Source organism: Streptomyces venezuelae (genome assembly GCF_008642315.1).
Taxonomy (GTDB): domain Bacteria; phylum Actinomycetota; class Actinomycetes; order Streptomycetales; family Streptomycetaceae; genus Streptomyces; species Streptomyces venezuelae_D.
This window is the reverse complement of sequence record NZ_CP029192.1, coordinates 1,683,764-1,701,983: the sequence shown is the minus strand read 5'-3', so window position 1 is coordinate 1,701,983 and position 18,220 is coordinate 1,683,764. Positions and strand designations below refer to the sequence as shown.

Sequence of the window (18,220 nt, the reverse complement as noted above, 5' to 3'; positions counted from 1 at the left end):
TTGCTCCCATCAATAGCCTCTCAAGGCTGCCGAGATATCGCTGACGTCATGCAGCTGACCTTTACCTACCCTGTCGATGACACCTCGCAGGTCAGCAGAAGTGGGGCCGCTCGTGATGCCGTTCCGTTGCATCAACTGTTCAACGGTAGCCTGAGCAGTTCGCTTATTCCCATTGTTGAACATGTGGCTCCCAGCAATATCCCGGATCACAACTGCCGACTTGTCCCAGAACCTGTTGTAGCGACTGGCGTTAGCCAGGGTGTTTGCTGGCGAACCGCTCAACAACGTTTCCCCACCGAAACCGCGGTTGATATCGGCGATCTCGTCCGCGCTGACGCCCACCTTAAACCCGCCAGTGTGCGGGCAGTTGGAATTGTGAACTAGAACCGGAGTCTGCCCCGCCAGCACATAGTACGTGTGGAGACCCTCAACGGTGAGGTTGTAGGTGCGTGCGTGATCTCGGTACTGGCGAGCCGCTGTGACGCTGACCGTGCGGCCCTCGTCCGTGCGCAGGGTCATGCCCGGCTTGAGGTCACCGGCCTTCACCCAGTCCTTCTTTTCGACCGACCAGAAGGGGTGCTCATACGTGGCCGTCAGCTTCTCGCTGCCCTCGGGGGTGGCGATGGTCAGCTCGGTGAACTGTTTGTCGTTGTCGGTGACGATCGTCGCCGTGACTTCGCGTTCGCTGGTCTCGCCCGTTTGCGGGTCGGTGGCCAGGACCTTGTCGCCGAGTTCGACGTCCTCGATGTTCTTGGACGACCCGTCGGCCATGAGGACACCGGTGCCGGCGAGGAAGCACTTGCAGCCCGAGGGCCTGCCCTTCTTCGCCTTGGCGGCCGACCCTGCTCCGTCCTCCACCCCCTTGACCAATTTCTTGATAGTGCCCTTGAACGGTTTGAGCCACTTACCAAAGGGGGCATCCATGGTCACGTCGAAGCAGTCCATGCTGACGCCGGGGTGCTGCCCGCATGACTTCCAGGAATTGACGTCAGGCAGAACGAAGTCCTTCACCGCCTCGGCTGCGCCACCGCCGGAGAAGAAGTCGTTCAAGTGGCGGAAAACGCCATGGTTCAGGACACCGAAACCACCGTCGATCCCGTACGAGGTCCGGGACATGCTCCTTGTCCCGCCCCCGCGGTAGACGGCGCTGCTGGCGTGCCCGCCGCCGTATCCGCGACTGCGGTATCCGCCACGATTCGCTCCGCCGCCGCCGCGGTAGCCGCCCCGGTTGGCCGAGACCACCTTGTGGAACGTCTTGATGGCAGTTTTGGTGAGTTTCGCGACCGCGCACATCAGGCAGCCGAAGAGGCGTCCCGTCGGATCGCTGAAGGTGACAGGGTTGTTGTTGCCGTAGGTGTAACCGTTGATCTGCTGAGGATCCGTCAGGTCCATGACTGGGTCGACGGAGAGGAAGCGGCCCGTCGTCGGGTCGTACTCGCGTGCGCCCAGATGGGTCAGGCCGGTGGACTTGGTGTCGTCGGTGCCGCCGACGAACCCCTTGGTGCCGGGCCAGGACTTCGGAGTTTCACCGCGCGGCCCGCCGAAGGGAAGCGTGCGGCGCTGGGTCAGCTTCAGATCGGCCGCGGCGACGGAGAGTTGTCCGGTGCCCTGGTGATCGGCGGTGGTGAAGGTGACGTTGCCGTTGTCGTCCTTGACGGCTTGGTGACCCCCGCCCAGGGGGGTGTAGCGGGTGGCCTTGGTCTTGTCCGCGCCGTTGGCCAGGGTGACTTCGGTGTGCCCGAGGTAGAGCGTGGTCTCGGTCGGGGTGCGTCCGATCAGACGGTTGCCGTCGGGGTCGTAGACGTACTCGGTGACCTCCTCCTTGCCGTCCTCGCCGGGTTCGGTGACCTTGGCGAGATGGCCCTCGGCGTCCCAGCTCAGGCGCTGAGTGTCGCCGTGCAGAGTGCGGCTGTCGGTGTTGCCCGTCTCGTCGTAGCCGTAGGAGTCCTTGGTGGCGGTGCCGCCCGGCTTGTCGGTGGTGACCGAGGTCAGCGTGTGTGGCTGCGGTGTGCCGGGCTTGGGGTAGTCGTAGGTCCGCCTGGTGTCCTGCTTGCCGTCTCCCGCGAGGTCGTGCAGGGTTTCGGTCGTGCGGTTGCCGGCCTTGTCATAGGTGTAGGAGTGCCAGTACGGGGCCGGGCCACCCGTCCTGCCCGCCGTCGGAGCCGTCGCACAGGTCTTGTCGCCCTGAGTCCACGCCTCGGTCATCCGCCGCAGATGGTCATAGCTGAAGCACTGGGTGTCGGTGCCTGTGCGGGAGACATCCGAGACGGACAAGACGTTGCCCGCCTGGTCGTAGCGGTAGGTGTCGTGCTGATCGACACCGCTCTGATCCTCGCGGTCGACCCGGGCGGTGGCCAGACGCTGTGTTCCCCACTCATAGGTGTTGGTGGCCCAGATCTTCTTGCCGCCCGTGCCGGCCAACTGGTACTGGAGCGCCTTTCCGGTCCACGAGTAGCTGGTGTCTGCCTGAAAACCGTCGCCCAGGATCGAGACGGGGCGGAGCGTCTCCTTTTCATAGGTGGTCGTGAAACTTCCCCCGGGCAGCGAGCCCGCCTCGGAGTAGCTCACAGTGCCCACCAGGCCGGAGGGCTTGTACGTGGTGCCGCTCTGGTAGGTGCCGGCCAGGGCCCCTTCCTTTCCGGGGATCACCACGGCGGTCTTCGTGGGCCGGTACTGCCGGTCGTAGCCGGTGACCTTGGAGGTGTAGGCGGCGCCGTCCACGTAGCGCGTGGACTCGGACAGCTGGCCCTTGGCGCCGGCCACGGTGTCGTAAGTCCACTTGGCGCGCAGCTCACCCGACGCGCTGTCCTTGTGCAGTTCGGTCTTGCGGCCCAGATTGTCGTAGACGCTGACCAGTACCGTTCCGCGCTGATCGGTGGTCGTGGTCAGCTGGTCCCGGTCGTCATAGGTGCTCTTGGTGGTGCCCCTGTCGGGGTCGGTAGTACGGGTCTGGCGACCCGATTGGTCGTACTCGTACGTCCAGACATTGCCTGCCGGGTCGGTCACCTTCCGCAGTTCGCCGCGTGGGGTGAAGGCGTACTTCGTGGTGTCGAAGTCCGCACCGGCGCTGCGTGTGTGGTGCTGACGGAGTTCAGTCGCCTGCCCCCGGGCATCGGTAAGGGTGGTGGTCGCCGTGGCGCCCTCGGGCGGGACGACCGTGGTGCGGTCGCCGCCGTAGAGGGTCCTGGTGGTGGCCAGCTCCTTGCCGCCGTCACCGTTTCCGGCGATCTGCCGCTCCTCCACGGCGCGGCCGAGACCGTCGTAGGTGGTGCGGGTCTGCGACTCCACGCTCATCGCGTCAGCCGGTTTGAACAGTTCCCGCTTGGGCGGGCCCTCGGTGTAGTACGGAGCGAACGTCTTGCTGTTCAGCCCTCGTTCGTCATAGAAGGAGTCGGCGAGTAGGCGACCGCCCTCGGGGCCCGGTTGCTGGACCTGGCGCTCGCGCAGAAATCCGTCGTACAGCGTGTAGGAGGCGACCTGCCCGCCTTCGTTGTTCAGGGTCTGGGTGCGGACCGCGACCGGCTTGCCCTCGTCCACGAAGTAGGTGAACTGGTAGCTGGGCGTCTGGCTGGTCCTGCGGTCGGCAAGCCAGACCTTCGCCGAACGGCCGAACGCGTCGTACGTCATCTCGGTGCGCTTGCCGTTGGTGTCCACCGTCGCCTTCGGCTGTCCGCGCAGCGGCTCCATCTCGGTGACCGAGGTCTGCGCCGACCCGGGATCGGCAGCCTTGACCGGCGGACCGGTCTCGGTGACCTTGCTCGCGAAACCGGTGGCGGGGCTGTAGCCGGTGGTCGTGGTGCGGCCGTCCTTGCGCACGGAGCGCACCGGATTGCCTTCGCCCGTGACGGTGACGTCCGCTGTGATGTCCGTGGACGTCAGCTTGCGACCGTAGGCGTCGAAAGTGACACCGGATTCCAGGTAGGTGGCCTTGGCGCCGTCGTGCTTCTTCAGCGTCGCGATCGTAGTGGCGTCACCTTTGGTGGGCGCCGCACCGTAAGCGCCGCCGTCGTACGCGGTACGCACGTCGGAGAGGACCTGCTCGGCACGGTCGGGGGCGTCGGCGCACTTGACCGCGACGGCTTCCACCCGCGAGGGCAGGGTGAGGATGTTGTCGTCGGTGTTGGTGGCGTAGGTGGTGCGGGTGCACTGATTGTCGGCCGCCGAGGTGCTGTCTCCGAAGTCGTCGACCTGGGTGACACGGCCCGCTACGGTGTCGAACCGGGTGGCCGTCGAAGTGGTCCGCCATTCCTTGCCCGCACCGTCGTCGAGCGACGTCCACGTCTTGGAGCGGTCTGCGCCCGTGAAGCTGGCGGTCACCGTCCCCCAGTCACGAACCTTCTTCGCGGTCTCGTGGTGCCAAGGACGGTTCACGGTCTTGGTCAGGACCTTGCCGCCCGGCCCGGAGAAGGAAACCGTCTTGTAGCCGAATCCGGCTGTCGCCTCATGGTCGGTGATCGGGTCACCTTCGCCCTCGCCGAGCTGGACGCTGACGGACCTGGTGCCGCCGGAGTCGTCCTTGCGGTCACCGTCCATGCCCCGCAGGAAGTAGGACTCCTCCTGTGACTTGAGGGCGTCGCCTCCGCCTTGGCCGCCGGTCCTCACCCGGACGTGACCATAGCCGCGCCACTGTGACCAGGTCTTGAACTTCTTCTTGGTCAGGCCGTCGTCATCGTCATAGTGCCAGGCGCCGCCGCCTAGGTAGTCGTACGAGGTGACGGCGTCCGGAGCGCCCCCGGTGCGGTCGGAGGTGGTCGTCGAGGTGACGACGTATTTGTTGAACCACTGGCGTTCGGGATCGTCGGAGCTGGAGCCTCCGACGTACTGCGGGAAGCAACGGGTGGTGTTCGAGTGCGGCGTGGGGAGTGCGCTCGCGTCGCAGGCCGGTGCCGAGTAGTTGACGTCGACCTGGCCGCCGGACTCGTCGGCGATCGTGGACAGCCGGGACTTGATGAACGGCGCGTAGCCGTCGCCCACCTTGTCCAGGCGGTTGGCGAGTTGGGTGTACGCGAAGGTGGTCTTCGGCAGCGTCAGGGTGGGCTTGGCGGTGTGTCCGGAGTGCTGCACGGAGTCGAGCAGCAGCTGGTAATCCACATCTGCCTGGCCCCATCGGTGGTCCAGTTTCCAGGAGTCGACGTTGCTGTAAGTGGTGCCGTTCAGAACCTGGGTGGTGACCCCGGTCAGTCGCTTACGGGTGAAGAACGTCGGGGAGAGGCGGCCCTTGTCGCACTCCTCCGTCTCCGTGCAGTTCATGTCCCACGGCGTGTCATACCAGTAGAAGGCGTCCTTGCCGATGTCCCTGCAGTCCGTCTTGCCATCCGGCAGACAGCGTTCTGCAGTGGTGAAGTCGACCTTGGCCAGCGGCTTGGTGCCGTACATCGAGGTTGACTTGAGGCCGTACTCGATTCGGTTCAGCGAACCACCGCGTACGTAGCGGCTGTTGTTCTTGGCCTTCAGGTTGCGGCCATAGGAATTCTTCTCCTGGTCGTAGTAGTACGCGATGGCGTTGCCATGAGGGTCGACGACGTAGTCGAGGTTCCACCGCCAGGCCTGCTGACACCAGGAGTCGGCGAAGGCTGCCTTGTGGCAGGGCTCGTCCTTGTCGTTGCCGAACACGGGAGCCGTCCAGGTCGACCCCGTGGTGGCCCTGCCGTCCTTCCAGCCGGGCAGCCGGTTGTACCCGAAGTAGTAGCGCACGCCGTCGGGGTCGGTCAGACGCCAGTACTCGCCGTCGTTGTCGCCGTTGCCGCGGTCGGCGGACGTCAGCCTCTTGATGCGGCTGCCGTCGTCCTGCTTGAACTTGAACTCGTCGCCACCGGCCGGGACCAGCTCACCGCCCTTTCCGTTGAAGGTGATGAATGCGTTGTCGTAGCCCCAGCACAGGTCGCCGGGCTTGTTGCCGTCCGCGTTCTGCTGTCCGTCGTCGGCGCACGGCTTGTAGCGGCGCTCGATATATCCGGGCCACAAGTCGAAGCCGTCACCGGCCCAGGACGACTGGTTGTTCGTGGTCCCGGTCCGCCCGTCTATGGCCCCGGAGGAGTAGGACAGGCCCACCTCTGGCTTCAGCTCGCCCGGTACCTCTGGCACCGGCATCTCGTACGACCAAGAGAAGTCACCGGTGTTGAGATTGGTGTCCCAGGTGGCGGAGGGCGACAGTGAGGTCGCCTTGTAGTCACCACCGGCACTCTTGTCGTCCGCGACGGCTGCCAGCACGGTCGGCCCCGACGCACGAAGGGCTACCCCGTTTGCCGTCAGGGTCTGCTTCTCCGTGTCGTTGATCGTCCGCACCGGCTCGGGCGTGTGGCGGCACTGTTGCTTCGACGGCGTGTCCAGGACACAGGCCGGAAGCTCGACGAGCGTGAGCCGGGAGGCGTAGCCCCCACCGAAAGCCTCGGCGAAGCCGGAGTAGTCGAGCTCGGCCCGGACTTCGCCGTGCCTGTCGTTTTTCGCGTCACCGTTCTCCAGGGTGAACAGCACGCCGTTCACACCCGCCCGCTCCGCGGCCTTCCTGCTCAGCACCTGGGCCGTGACCTTGCCCTGAGCGGCCGGCTCGGCGGCTCCGGCCCGCCGGCCCGCGCTCTTGGTGGACAGAGCCGGAGGGGCACCCAGTGCGAGCGGTAGCCCCTTCGCCCCGACGGGCGCACCGGCGGTCTTCGGCGATGCATCAGGGATGCGCACCACGGCGGACCCCGGCTTCGGCCAGGCCGCCTTCGGCGCTCTGCCCGGAGTCCTCGGCCCCTTGGAGACCGTTCGCGGTGTGCTCCTGCTGCCGTCGCTGCCCTCGATCGGATTCTCCGCGGAGGGAAGCTTCGGGCGGTTGTTGCCTTGCGCTGCCGCCGCTGGTGCGGCGGCCTGCAGCAGTGTGCCCACCAACGCGGTGGACACCACCAGCGCCGCTGTTCGCCGCAGCGCGGCGAATCGGCGGGGCCTTGTTCTGCCGTTCATGTTCGGAATCAGTCCTTCACACGACAACACCAGCACTCCGCGCGGCAGCGCGGAACGGTGTTGGAAGAGCTCGGTTGTCAGTGGTGTGCCGGGGAGGGTCAGCTGTCGCCCGGCACTGCGGTGGGGAGGCCGGTCAGGGAGCCGGCCAGTTTCTCGATCTGTGCGTCCGTCAGGGCACCCTGGAACGTCCACACGTCATCGATGGAACCGGGGAAGTACGTCCCCTTGGCGTCGCCCTTCGCCCTGCCGACCTGCAGGGACTTGGTGGCCTTGAAGGTCAGGGCGTTGTCACCCCAAGCGATCAGGTCCTGGCACGCGGTGTCGTCCGCGTCCCCGTCACCGTCCGCGTCCCCGCAGGCGACTTCCTGCAGCACGCCGTTGACGTAAAGACGGGCCTCCTTGGCGAAGCCGTCATAAACCACCGCGAGGTGGTTCCACTCGCGGGCGTCGAAGAACTCTGTGTTGGCCAGCCGGGTGACCACAGCGTCGGTGCCGTCCTCGGCGGGCAGCGAGAGCTCCCAACGCCCGAGCCCCTCGGGATCCTTGGTGTCCGGGACGAAGCGCACGTCGAAAGAGCTGCGCGTACCGCCCTCACCACTGACCACGGAGACATCATGCTCCGGGAGCGCCGCGGTCCTGGCCCAGGCGGTGGCGGTGAAACTGCCGCTGGTGTCCATGGGCATCGAAGAGGTGGCCGCGTACGCGTCCGTGCCGTTCAGCTCGAGCCCCTGCAGGTTGATCATGCCCTCGCCGAGCTGGGCACCGCCGTACAGACCCATCGGACGATTCTCCGGCGACGAGTCCGGTGTGGTGGCCGGGCTACTGGTGCTGCCGCCCTCGAAGTTCCAGCGGCCCTTGACGAGCGGGCGTTGGCGGAACATCTGCTGGACCTCTTCGGCCGAGACCGGGCGGTCGAGAAGACGTACGTCGTCGATGCTGCCAGGGAAGTGAGCGGCCACCTTGCCGCCGTAATTGCTCGCGCCCAAGTACATGGACTGGTTCGCGTAGAACGCCCCGGACAGCTTCGTCGACCCGGCCTCGACTCCGTCGACGTACAGGGTCAGGGTGTCGGCGACGGTGTCGTGCACACCCACCAGATGCACCCACTTCTTCACCTGGGCACCGGCGCCGTCCTGTTGCATGGCGCGGATCGGTTTCGCGTCGGCCGTGTCGGAGGAATACTGGTTCACTGCCCACCGGTCGTAGGCGGAGGAGTAATACAGCTCGAATCCAGGGCGTTCCTTGCCCGCCTGCGCGGCGATGACCGCTGCCCCGCCGGGTTTCTTGTCGAGCTTGGCCCATGCGGAAACGGTGAAGCTCCGTGACGTGTTCACATGCGGACCGCTGACCCGGCCGATCCGGGCGTAACCGTCGGTTCCGTTGAACGTCGTGGCCTTGCCCGAGACGCCAGCCACACCGGTCGTGACGCCGCCGTGGTACTCGGCGGGGAGCACGCCGCCGTACCCCGAGACCTCCCTCGCGTCTGCTGCCTCGTCCATATCAAAGATTGCTGTCGCGGGACGACCCGGGTCACCGATGCTCTGTTGTGTGTGCAGCTTGTCGACTTCGTCCTGGGCCAACGGCTTGTCGAACAGCTGGACGGCATCGATCGTGCCGGGGAAGAACCCTGCGGGGGACCCGCTGTAGGAACCGGCTCCGAGCTGAAGGCCGCGGCGTGCTTCCCACGGATTGCTGTGGCCTGTCCGGCCGACCAGCTTGCCGTCGACGAACAGCTCGAGGACATCGCGCGCCGAATCGTAGGAGCCGACCAGGTGGGTCCACTTGCCGGCCGTCACGCCGCCGGGCTCGCCTGCCATTGCGCGGACCGCTCGGGCCCCGGCGGAGTCGGACTCGTACTGGTTGAACACCCAGCGGTCGTAGGACGAGGAGTAATAGAGCTCGAAGCCAGGCTTGTGGTTACCCGGCTGCGTGGCGACGACGGCGGTGCCATCGGGAATACGGGACAACTGTGCCCAGGCCGAAACGGAAAACCCGCCCTTGGTGTCGACTATGGGAATGTCCGTAGAGGCATAACCGTCCGTTCCGTTGAAAGCGACGGCTGTGCCTTGAACGCCGGGCACACCTGGGGTGGCCCCGCCGTGCAGTTGTGCGGTGCGTGACGGGGTTGTCCCCTTGGCCTCGCCGGCACCCGCGGTCTCGTCCAGTTGCCAGGTGGCCCGCTCCGGTTGCCCGGCTTTCACACGGTACTGGTACGTGCGGATTTCGCTGCCGTTGCCCGCGCTGTCGAAGGCTTGGGCCGTGATGAAGTTCAGCCCCGGCTTGGCAGGCAGCGCCCGCGCGGACTTCACTGAGCCTCCGGAAGTGGCCATCTTGTTCTTCGGACTGGGGTCGTGATTGATGCCGTACCGGTAAGAGGTGACGTCACTGTCGGCGGCCTTCAGCGCGAACGATCCGTACTTGCCCACCCCGTCGTACCAGGGGTCGTTCGGGTCCTCGGGGTCGGAGGGCGGATAGTCGCTCGAGGTGACCGTCGGCGCCTTGGGGACCTTGGTGTCGTACACGAAGTAGCAGGCCGTTGGATTCCCGGCGTAGGACCAAGGCGAGTACTGCGCCCCGTCGTAGACGCGTGCGTACCAATTGATCTGCTTGTTCGTCGGGATCGAGGACGGTAGGCCGACGGCGAAGATGTTGTTTCCGGACTTCTTGGCCGAGGTCCGCTTCGGCTTCCAGCTGCCGCCGTCCCACTTGGCCTGGAACTGCACCGAGACGGTGTCGCCGTCCGGGTCCCTTACGTCGTTGGCGTAGATCTTCCCCAATGTGCGCACGTGCGCGGCGTTCCCGGACTTCTTGCAGGCGCCGCCGTATTCCATGCTCAGCTGCGAGCTCTTGAGCTGCGCGGGCGGGCGGTTGTACTTGACGCGCAGAAACGCCTTGTCCGAGAACCGCTTCCAGCCGTACGCGTCCGCCTCGTCAGCGGCTCGCAGCCCGAACGTCATCGTCTTGTCCCGACCGTCAGCCGCAGCCTGCAGGGCTGATGTCACGGAGAATTCGGCGTCCTTCGCGGCGCAGCCGGAGAAGCCGTGAGCGAAGGACGCAGAGGCCAGCCGCTTCTTCCAGAATCCGGATGCGTTCTGTGAGTTCCACGTGGTGGACGATGAGATGTCCTTGGTCCGCCACAGCTCCACCTCTCGCTTGTCGCAGGAGGCCGACCAGGTGTTGCGGACCACGAACTCGGCCGACAGGACCGACTTTCCGGCGAAGGTGGAGACGGGGATGCGGTAGAAGAGCCGTTTGGTGTCATGCGGCTTGCAGTAGTACCAGTTGCAGTAACCCAGGCCGGCGTCATGCTCGCCGTTGAACTTCCATTGCGGCGAACTGTCCCAGTGCTTCGATGCCATCGTCCACGCCCTGGCTTGTGGCGAGGACCACTGCGGGTCGATGAACACCGGGTACGTGGTGTCCTTGGCCTTCAGCGTTTTTGCGTCAGGGGTCAGCACCAGTTCCTTGCCGTCGGGCACATCCACCTCGACGGGTGCGAGTTTGCCGGAGTCGCCCGCTGCGGGCTCGCCCTCAGCCCGGTGAGCGCCGTTCTGTGACGGTCTTGAGGCCTTGAACGCCGCCGAGCGCGTGCTAGCCGTGCTGCCCGGCCCCGGGCTGGAGTCCCACATCATCGGCTTCGGCGCCTCGAACACCACGCCCTTGGCGCCCCTGTCGACGGCTTGGAGCTCGCCATCGGGGGTCTTCCGCACCTCCACACCTTCGGTCGCCAGCCGGAGCCGCAGCTGCGCGAGTTCCGAACTCCGCGCCGCTTTGGCGGACTTCACCACCAGCAGCTGAGTGAAGCCGTCTTCCTGCGCACCCATTCGCAGGTCCACATCGGGCAGTACATCGGCGTAGGTGGCGGTCGAACCCTCGACTCTGGGGGCGGGCAGCCGGCTCGGCCATGACAGTGCCAGCTCGCGCCCGGCCTTCGTCATCCGTACCAAGGGGGCGTCTCCGCCGCCAGAGAACTCAAGCCCGAGCGTCGTCGCCTTCGGGGCGACGAGTCCATTGGACGACTTCACAAGGTCGGTGTCGATTGAGTTCCAGTGCTCGCCCACCCGGGTTCGAACGGGGCGGAGATACTCCCGTGCCTCCAAGTTCCCGTCAGGTGTCGCATATACATCGCGGGATTCACCGCGTTGCGAGGTCACCTCGACGGGTTTTCCCGTGCGCTTGGCCGACGCCAACGCCGCCTCGACAGTGTCCTGTTCGGCGGCGGAACCCGCATTCGCGGAGTTCGTGGCCGCAGATGCGGCCGGCGTGGCCCCCGCGGCTTCCGCCGCAGGGGCGAGGCCGGCCACGACCGCCACACTCATCAGGCTCGCCAATGCCCCTGTCCCGCCGCGCCGACGCGCGCGCCTCCACATATCCCACCCGACCAGTCAGAAAGATGAAAATTCCCTTAAGGAGGGAACCGAGTCGAGACTGTATGTAGTTGCCACGCATGGAGCCAAACGGACTTTTTGTGGCTTGAGGGGCAAATTATCGGCCTGAGTTGTGACTTCACGCATGGTTGTACCTGATTTGGTGTCAGATGGGTAACGTTCGAGGGATATGGCTCTTCCTACTGCACGACCGAGCCCCCGGCGCTGTGCGGTGCCGGGGGCTCGGTCGGGTGATGCGGGGTGTGCGACGGGTCAGCGCAGCTGCTCGTACGCGGGGAGGGTCAGGAAGTCGGCGTAGTCCGCGTCCAGGGAGAGCTGGAGGAGGAGGTCGTGGGCCTGCTGCCACTTGCCGGACGCGAAGGCCTCGTCGCCGATCTCCTCGCGGATCGCGGCGAGCTCCTCGGCGGCGACCTTGCGGGCCAGGTCGGCCGTGGCCGTCTCGCCCGTCTCGAAGACGACGCCCGCGTTGATCCACTGCCAGATCTGGGAGCGGGAGATCTCGGCGGTGGCGGCGTCCTCCATCAGGTTGAAGATGGCGACGGCGCCGAGGCCGCGCAGCCACGCCTCGATGTAGCGGATGCCGACCTGGACGGCGTTGACCAGGCCGTCGTAGGTGGGCTTCGCGTCGAGGGAGTCGATGGCGATCAGGTCACCGGGCGCGACCGAGACGTCCTCGCGCAGCCGGTCCTTCTGGTTGGGCTTGTCGCCCAGGACCGCGTCGAAGGACTTCATGGCGATCGGGACCAGGTCGGGGTGGGCCACCCACGAGCCGTCGAAGCCGTCCCCGGCCTCGCGGTCCTTGTCGTTCGCGACCTTCTCGAACGCGACCTTGTTGACCTCCGCGTCCTTGCGGGACGGGATGAACGCGGCCATGCCGCCGATCGCGTGCGCGCCGCGCTTGTGGCAGGTGCGGACGAGGAGTTCGGTGTACGCCCGCATGAACGGGGCGGTCATCGTCACCAGGTTGCGGTCCGGCAGGACGAACTTCGAGCCGCCGTCACGGAAGTTCTTGACGATGGAGAAGAGGTAGTCCCAGCGGCCCGCGTTCAGGCCGGAGGCGTGGTCGCGCAGCTCGTAGAGGATCTCCTCCATCTGGTACGCGGCCGTGATCGTCTCGATGAGGACGGTGGCGCGGACCGTGCCCTGCGGGATGCCGACGTAGTCCTGCGCGAAGACGAAGATGTCGTTCCAGAGGCGGGCCTCCAGGTACGACTCCGTCTTCGGGAGGTAGAAGTACGGGCCCTTGCCGAGTTCGATGAGGCGCTTGGCGTTGTGGAAGAAGTACAGGCCGAAGTCGACCAGCGCGCCGGGGACCGCGCGGCCCTCGACCTGAAGGTGACGCTCGTCCAGGTGCCAGCCGCGCGGACGCATGACGACGGTGGCGAGCTCGTCGGCGCCCTTCAGCGCGTACGACTTGCCGCTGCGCTCGTCCGTGAAGTCGATGCGGCGCTCGTAGGCGTCGGTGAGGTTGAGCTGGCCGAGGACCACGTTCTCCCAGGTGGGAGCCGAGGCGTCCTCGAAGTCCGCGAGCCAGACCTTCGCGCCCGAGTTCAGGGCGTTGATGGTCATCTTGCGGTCGGTCGGGCCCGTGATCTCCACGCGGCGGTCGTTCAGCGCGGCCGGGGCCGGCGCGACCTTCCAGGAGTCGTCCTCGCGGACCGCGGCGGTCTCCGGGAGGAAGTCCAGGGTGGAGGTGCGGGCGATCTCCGCGCGGCGCTCGGCACGGCGGGCGAGGAGCTCGTCACGCCGGGGCGTGAACTGCCGGTGCAGCTCGGCCACAAAGGCGAGGGCCGCGTCGGTGAGCACCTCTTCCTGCCGGGGCAGGGGCTCTGCGTCGACGATGGCCAGCGGCGACGGCGCTAGTGCGGACATGTCCTGTCACTTCCTTCAGAGAGCTGCACGGACGGTGCCGGGCGAGCCGCCGGGCAGACAGGTGGCACTGGGTGCCACAGGAGCCGAGGTACGGCTTTGGGGCCCCGTCCGAGATAACGGGCCTTCTGGTCAGTGGATACTAGTTTCCTTATGGTGGAAGTTCAATGGTTTGTTGACGTCGAGATTCTTCTCGTCGACAGAACGTGTCGCTGAGTGCCATGCCGGTCACTCCACGTGCGCCGGGCCTCCAGTGGGGCTGGAGGGCAGGGTTCCGGGGCCGGCGGGCGGAAGGGGGTCCGGGGCTCCGGGGGCGGGCGGCAACCCAGTGCCCGGTTCCAGGCGCATCAGATCCTCCGCCGTGTCGATGTCGTACGCCTCCGCCACGTCCCCGCACTCCACGAGCGTGATCTCACCCACGTGCTCCCGCAAGTAATCGCGTGCCCCCCGATCGCCCACCGCACTCGCCGCGATCCCCGCCCAGTGGTCCCTGCCGAACAGGACCGGGTGGCCCCGCACCCCGTCGTACGCGGCCGCCGCCAGCGTCGTCGGTGAGCGGTACGCGGCACGGACACGCGCCGTCGCCGCCGGGCCGATCCCCGGCTGATCGACCAGCGAGACCAGCACGGCGGCGGCGTCCGTGCCCGCGAGCGAGGCGAGGCCGGTGCGCAGCGACGAGCCCATGCCCTCCTCCCACTCCGGGTTGTCGACCAGTAGGCAGCCGGGCAGCGAGGCCCGCGCGCGCACGGCGTCGGCGGAAGCGCCGAGGACCACGTGCACCCGCGTGCAGCCCGCCTCGCGCAGCACCCGCACGGCGTGCTCCACGAGCGGCCTGCCCCGGTGCTCCAGCAACGCCTTCGGCCGCCCGCCGAGGCGCCGCCCGCCCCCCGCGGCGAGCAGCAGCCCGACGACCTCGCCCGCCCCGTCAACCTGCGTGTTCATCGGTTCTGTCGTCATGACTCCTGGATACACGAGATGTTCGCGACACCCGCCGCCGACGGCGTACGCGAAAGTGGCGCCCCGCGTCTCGGGAGCGGTTTACTGACCCGCGGCCCCCTGACGCCCGACCAGCAACGGGGAGCCGGGGAATTGCAGCAAAGGCAAGGGCAAGGGCAAGTGACAGGGAGCGACGAAGACCCGCGGGTGGCGGAACTGCGCGCCGCCGTGGCCCGGCTGCGCCGTGAGCTCGCCGCGCACCCGGCCGAGTTCACCGACCGCGGCATCGCCGAGGACGAACTGGCCGCGCTGTCGGAGATGGCGTACGGCGGCGCCCCCGAGATCCCCAGGATGCGCAGGTCACTCCTGCTGGTGGCCGGCGCGATCGGCTCGGTCAGCGCACTGGCGGCGGGCCTGGCGGCGGTGCGGGTGGCCGTGGAGATATTCGGGGAACCGGACGGGCGGTAGCGCTGGGGAATCGGTTCTGCGGCCGCCGGGGGGCGTGCCGAGGTCAGGCCACCCAGTGCCTGCGGCCGACGTCGTCACCCGCCGTGGGGCGCAGGTCACCCGCCAGAGCCGTCGCCAGTCGGCGTACGGCCTGCTCCGACAGGTCGGCCGACAGCGTGTACGGGATGCGGAGCCGGTGCTCGTGCGTCCCCGGATCCGCGCCGAACCGTGAACCGCCCTCGATCCGTACGCCCTGCGCGAGGACCGCGCGGGCCAGCGAGGACGCGATCGGACGGCCCAGGTCCACCCAGAGCGAGAGCCCGCCCGGAGGCACCTGCCAGCGCCACTCCGGCACGTGGCGGGCCAACGACGCCGCGAGCGCGTCCCGCTGCGCCCGCAGGCGCGGCAGCCGCTCGCGCAGCACGTCGTCCATGCCGCGCAGGAGATGCAGCGCCACGAGCTGCTCGATGACGGGCGTCGCCATGTCGCTCGGCACGCGCTTGGTCGCCAGCTCGGTGATCAGCCGCGACCCGGCCCGCACCCAACCGATGCGCAGCCCGCCCCAGTGCGTCTTGCTCAACGACCCCACGGTGACGACCTGTTCGCCCGCGCCGTGCGGCGCGAGCGAGGCGAAGGGCGCGGGCGGCGGCACGTCCAGCGCGATGTCGGCGATCGTCTCGTCGATCAGCAGCCAGGTGCCGGTGGCGCGGGCGGTCTCCAGGATGCGGACGCGCTGCTCGCGGGGCATCAGGGCGCCCGTCGGGTTCTGGAAGTCCGGTACGAGGTACGCGAGTCGGGGCGCCGCCTGCCGCAGCGACGACTCGACCAGCCCGGCGTCCCACCCGTCCTCCGTCACGGGGACGGGGACGGCGCGCAGGCCCGCGCCACGGATCGCGTCCAGGGCGTTCGGGTACGACGGGTTCTCGACCAGGACGCGGTCACCAGGACGGCCGAGCAGCGCGAGGGTCAGGGACAGCGCGTGCTGGGCGCCGGTGGTGATGAGGATCTGCTCGGGGAGGGTGGGCAGGCCGCGCCGTGTGAAGCGCTCGGCGACGGCGGTCCGCAACTCCGGTATGCCGTACGGGTGGTAGCCCGGTGTCGGCGCGTGCCCGGCCAGCATCGTGCCCGCGGCGGCGAGGGCGGCGCCGAGCTCCGCCTCCGGGGCGCCCGGCGCGGCGACGGCCAGGTCGAGGACGCCGTCGCCCGCGGGGAAGGCGGCGACGCTGGACGGCCGCTGCCCCCGCGGCAGCTCGGTCCAGGTGCCGGCGCCGCGCCGACTGAGGGCGTACCCGCCCTCGCGCAGCACGTCGTACGCCGCCGTGACCGTGGCCCGGCTGACGCTCAGCGCGGAGGCCAGTTCGCGCTCCGCGGGGAGCCGGGTGTGCAGGGGGATGCGGCCATCGAGCAGCAGCGTGCACACTCCGCTCGCCAGCGCGCGGTAGCCGGGGCGCTCGCCGACCGTGCCGGTCAGGAGCTGGGCCAGCTGACGGCTGCCGAGCCTCCTGTCCACGGTGTGGACCACGCGTGCGTCTGCCATGCCAACTCCTGCCGATTGGCCCTGCTGTCCAGGCCAATCAGCGTACAGACTGCGGATCGAAGCACTTCAGTCGGCGTTTGGCCTGGGGAGAGGGGCGAGGGGAGAGGGATGTCTGGGATGTCTGGGTGGGAAGCGGAGGTGTCCGGGCGGGAAGCGGTGGTGTCCGGGCGGGAAGTGGTGGTGGTCGGGGTCAGCGGGTCGCTCGCGAGCCTCGCGGCGCTGCGGGCGGGGGCGGTGCAGGCGCGGCGCGGGGGCCGTGTGCTGGTCGCCGTCCTGGCGTGGGAACCGCCCGAGGGTGAGGGTCTGTACCTGCGTCACCCCGATCCGGCGTGGGCGCGCCACTGGTACGCGGAGGCCCGGGGGCGCCTGGACCGGGCCTTCGACGAGGTCTTCGGCGGGGCGCCGCGGGGGGTTGTCGTCGAGCGGCGCGTGGTTCGGGGGCGGGCGGGGCGAGTTCTCTGCGAGTTGGCCGCGCATCCGGATGCGCTCCTTGTCATCGGGGCTCGGCCGCGTCGGCATGCTGCCCGCACTCACCGCTACGTTCACGCGCACGCGGCCTGCGCGGTTCTCACGGCGCCGGCGCCGGCGCGGCCGCGGGGTATGCGCCGCACGTTGCGGCGGATGACCGCGGAGGACTTCGCCCTGGCGAATCAGTAGCCCCACGCAAGCCGTCCCGCGATGCGCGGCTCCGCGCTCTTCGCCGCACCCGTTGCCCGGCGACGAGCGCGCGCCCTTGCCTCTCCCACCCATCCGTTGCCCGGCGACGGGCGGGCCGGCCCCTCTCCGTCGCTCCGCGACGGGTTTCCCACCCGCCCGCCCGTTGCTCGGCGACCAGTGGGCCAGGCCCTCTCCGTCGCTCCGCGACGGTTTCCCGCCCGCCCACCCGTTACCCGGCGATCAGCGGGCCTGGTCTTCTCCGTCGCTCCGCGACGGTTTCCCGCCCGCCCACCCGTTACCCGGCGATCAGCGGGCCTGGTCTTCTCCGTCGCTCCGCGACGGTTTCCCGCCCGGGTGCCCGGTACCCGGCGATCAGCAGGCCCGGCCCTCTCCGCCGCTTCGCGACCGTTCCACCCGTCGGGTGTGGGCCCTACGGTGAGTCGGTGGTGCCGGTAGTTGGGTGGGTGGGTGGGAAAGGGACGCCCAGGGCTCAGGAGCCAGGTGTCGCGCTGGCGAGCGCGGCCGAGAGTTCCACCGCCACCTGCTGCAGCACCGGCACGATCTTGTCCGTGGCCGCCTCCGTCACCCGCCCCGCGGGCCCGGAGATGGAGATCGCCGCGGCCGTGGGGGAGTCGGGCACCGGCACGGCCAGGCACCGGACGCCGATCTCCTGCTCGTTGTCGTCGACGGCGTACCCCGTGCGGCGCACGTCGTCGAGGGCGGCCAGGAAGCCTTCCGGCGTGGTGATCGTCTTCTCCGTCGCCGCCGGCATCCCCGTGCGGGCGAGCAGCGCGCGGACCTCGTCCGGCGACGCGTGCGCGAGCAGCGCCTTGCCGACACCCGTGGAGTGCGGCAGCACCCGCCGGCCGACCTCGGTGAACATCCGCATGGAGTGCTTGGACGGCACCTGCGCGACGTACACGATCTCGTCGCCGTCGAGGAGCGCCATGTTCGCCGTCTCGCCGGTCTCCTCGACGAGCCGGGCGAGGTAGGGCCGCGCCCACGTGCCGAGCAGCCGGGACGCGGATTCGCCGAGGCGGATCAGGCGCGGGCCGAGCGAGTAGCGGCGGTTGGCCTGCTGACGCACGTACCCGCAGGCGACCAGCGTGCGCATGAGGCGGTGGATCGTGGGCAGCGGAAGGCCGCTGCTGGCGGAGAGTTCACTGAGACCGACCTCGCCCCCCGCGTCCGCCATCCGCTCGAGCAGATCGAAGGCGCGCTCGAGGGACTGGACGCCACCGCTCGCGGCGGGGGTCTTGGAGGCGGCGGTCTCAGCAGGGGCGTCGCTGGCGCTTGACGTCGGCACGGCGCGTTCCTTTCGGTGCTGGCGGGCAAGGAAGCAGCCTACCGGTCGGTTCTTCACGAGGGCTCTTGCTCGGTATGCCGTCGTCGCCGGTCAGGGGGCCTTTGTCCGTGTCTTCGCGGGGTTGTCCCGCGAACCCCG

At 68.4% G+C, this 18,220-nt stretch carries 7 protein-coding genes and 1 pseudogene; 2 read left to right on the top strand and 6 right to left on the bottom strand.

What is annotated here, in order from left to right; translation table 11 throughout:
* Positions 1 to 9: 9 nt before the first annotated feature.
* From DEJ48_RS07095 to DEJ48_RS07080, 4 genes and pseudogenes are all read right to left on the bottom strand, one after another.
* A complete protein-coding gene (locus DEJ48_RS07095; protein WP_150215355.1) occupies positions 10 to 6,942 on the bottom strand; it encodes a polymorphic toxin-type HINT domain-containing protein in 6,933 nt (2,310 codons plus the stop codon).
* Between the two features lie 98 nt (positions 6,943 to 7,040).
* Complete coding sequence (locus DEJ48_RS07090) at positions 7,041 to 11,312, bottom strand: LamG-like jellyroll fold domain-containing protein (protein WP_190537242.1); 4,272 nt, start codon at positions 11,310 to 11,312, stop codon at positions 7,041 to 7,043.
* A gap of 270 nt (positions 11,313 to 11,582) precedes the next feature.
* Positions 11,583 to 13,202 carry a malate synthase A gene (aceB, locus tag DEJ48_RS07085; protein ID WP_150215354.1) on the bottom strand — a complete coding sequence of 540 codons (1,620 nt, stop codon included), beginning with the start codon at positions 13,200 to 13,202 and terminating at the stop codon, positions 11,583 to 11,585.
* Positions 13,203 to 13,535: 333 nt separating this feature from the next.
* Positions 13,536 to 14,141: pseudogene (locus tag DEJ48_RS07080) on the bottom strand (NTP transferase domain-containing protein); the annotation flags it as partial.
* 174 nt (positions 14,142 to 14,315) lie between these two features.
* On the opposite strand from DEJ48_RS07080, the gene DEJ48_RS07075 reads away from it, so the two are divergent.
* On the top strand, positions 14,316 to 14,603 hold the full coding sequence (locus DEJ48_RS07075; protein ID WP_150215353.1) for a DUF5955 family protein: 288 nt from the start codon (positions 14,316 to 14,318) through the stop codon (positions 14,601 to 14,603).
* A 43-nt stretch (positions 14,604 to 14,646) separates the two neighbouring features.
* Here the strand turns inward: DEJ48_RS07075 and DEJ48_RS07070 are convergent, their stop codons facing one another.
* Positions 14,647 to 16,119, bottom strand: a complete 1,473-nt coding sequence (locus tag DEJ48_RS07070; protein WP_150215352.1) for a PLP-dependent aminotransferase family protein — start codon at positions 16,117 to 16,119, stop codon at positions 14,647 to 14,649.
* A 117-nt stretch (positions 16,120 to 16,236) separates the two neighbouring features.
* Between DEJ48_RS07070 and DEJ48_RS07065 the strand changes: the two genes are divergently transcribed.
* Complete coding sequence (locus DEJ48_RS07065) at positions 16,237 to 16,776, top strand: universal stress protein (protein WP_223831936.1); 540 nt, start codon at positions 16,237 to 16,239, stop codon at positions 16,774 to 16,776.
* Between the two features lie 490 nt (positions 16,777 to 17,266).
* Here DEJ48_RS07065 and DEJ48_RS07060 read toward each other — a convergent pair whose 3' ends face one another.
* The gene (locus DEJ48_RS07060; protein ID WP_150173842.1) at positions 17,267 to 18,082 is read right to left on the bottom strand and encodes an IclR family transcriptional regulator; all 816 of its coding nucleotides are present in this window, start codon (positions 18,080 to 18,082) and stop codon (positions 17,267 to 17,269) included.
* Between the last annotated feature and the right edge of the window lie 138 nt (positions 18,083 to 18,220).

Coding starts and splice junctions, on each gene's coding strand:
- DEJ48_RS07095 (WP_150215355.1), bottom strand. CDS start 6,942: ATGAACGGCAGAACAAGGCCCCGCCGATTCGCCGCGCTGCGGCGAACA.
- DEJ48_RS07090 (WP_190537242.1), bottom strand. CDS start 11,312: ATGTGGAGGCGCGCGCGTCGGCGCGGCGGGACAGGGGCATTGGCGAGC.
- aceB (WP_150215354.1), bottom strand. CDS start 13,202: ATGTCCGCACTAGCGCCGTCGCCGCTGGCCATCGTCGACGCAGAGCCC.
- DEJ48_RS07070 (WP_150215352.1), bottom strand. CDS start 16,119: ATGGCAGACGCACGCGTGGTCCACACCGTGGACAGGAGGCTCGGCAGC.
- DEJ48_RS07065 (WP_223831936.1), top strand. CDS start 16,237: ATGTCTGGGTGGGAAGCGGAGGTGTCCGGGCGGGAAGCGGTGGTGTCC.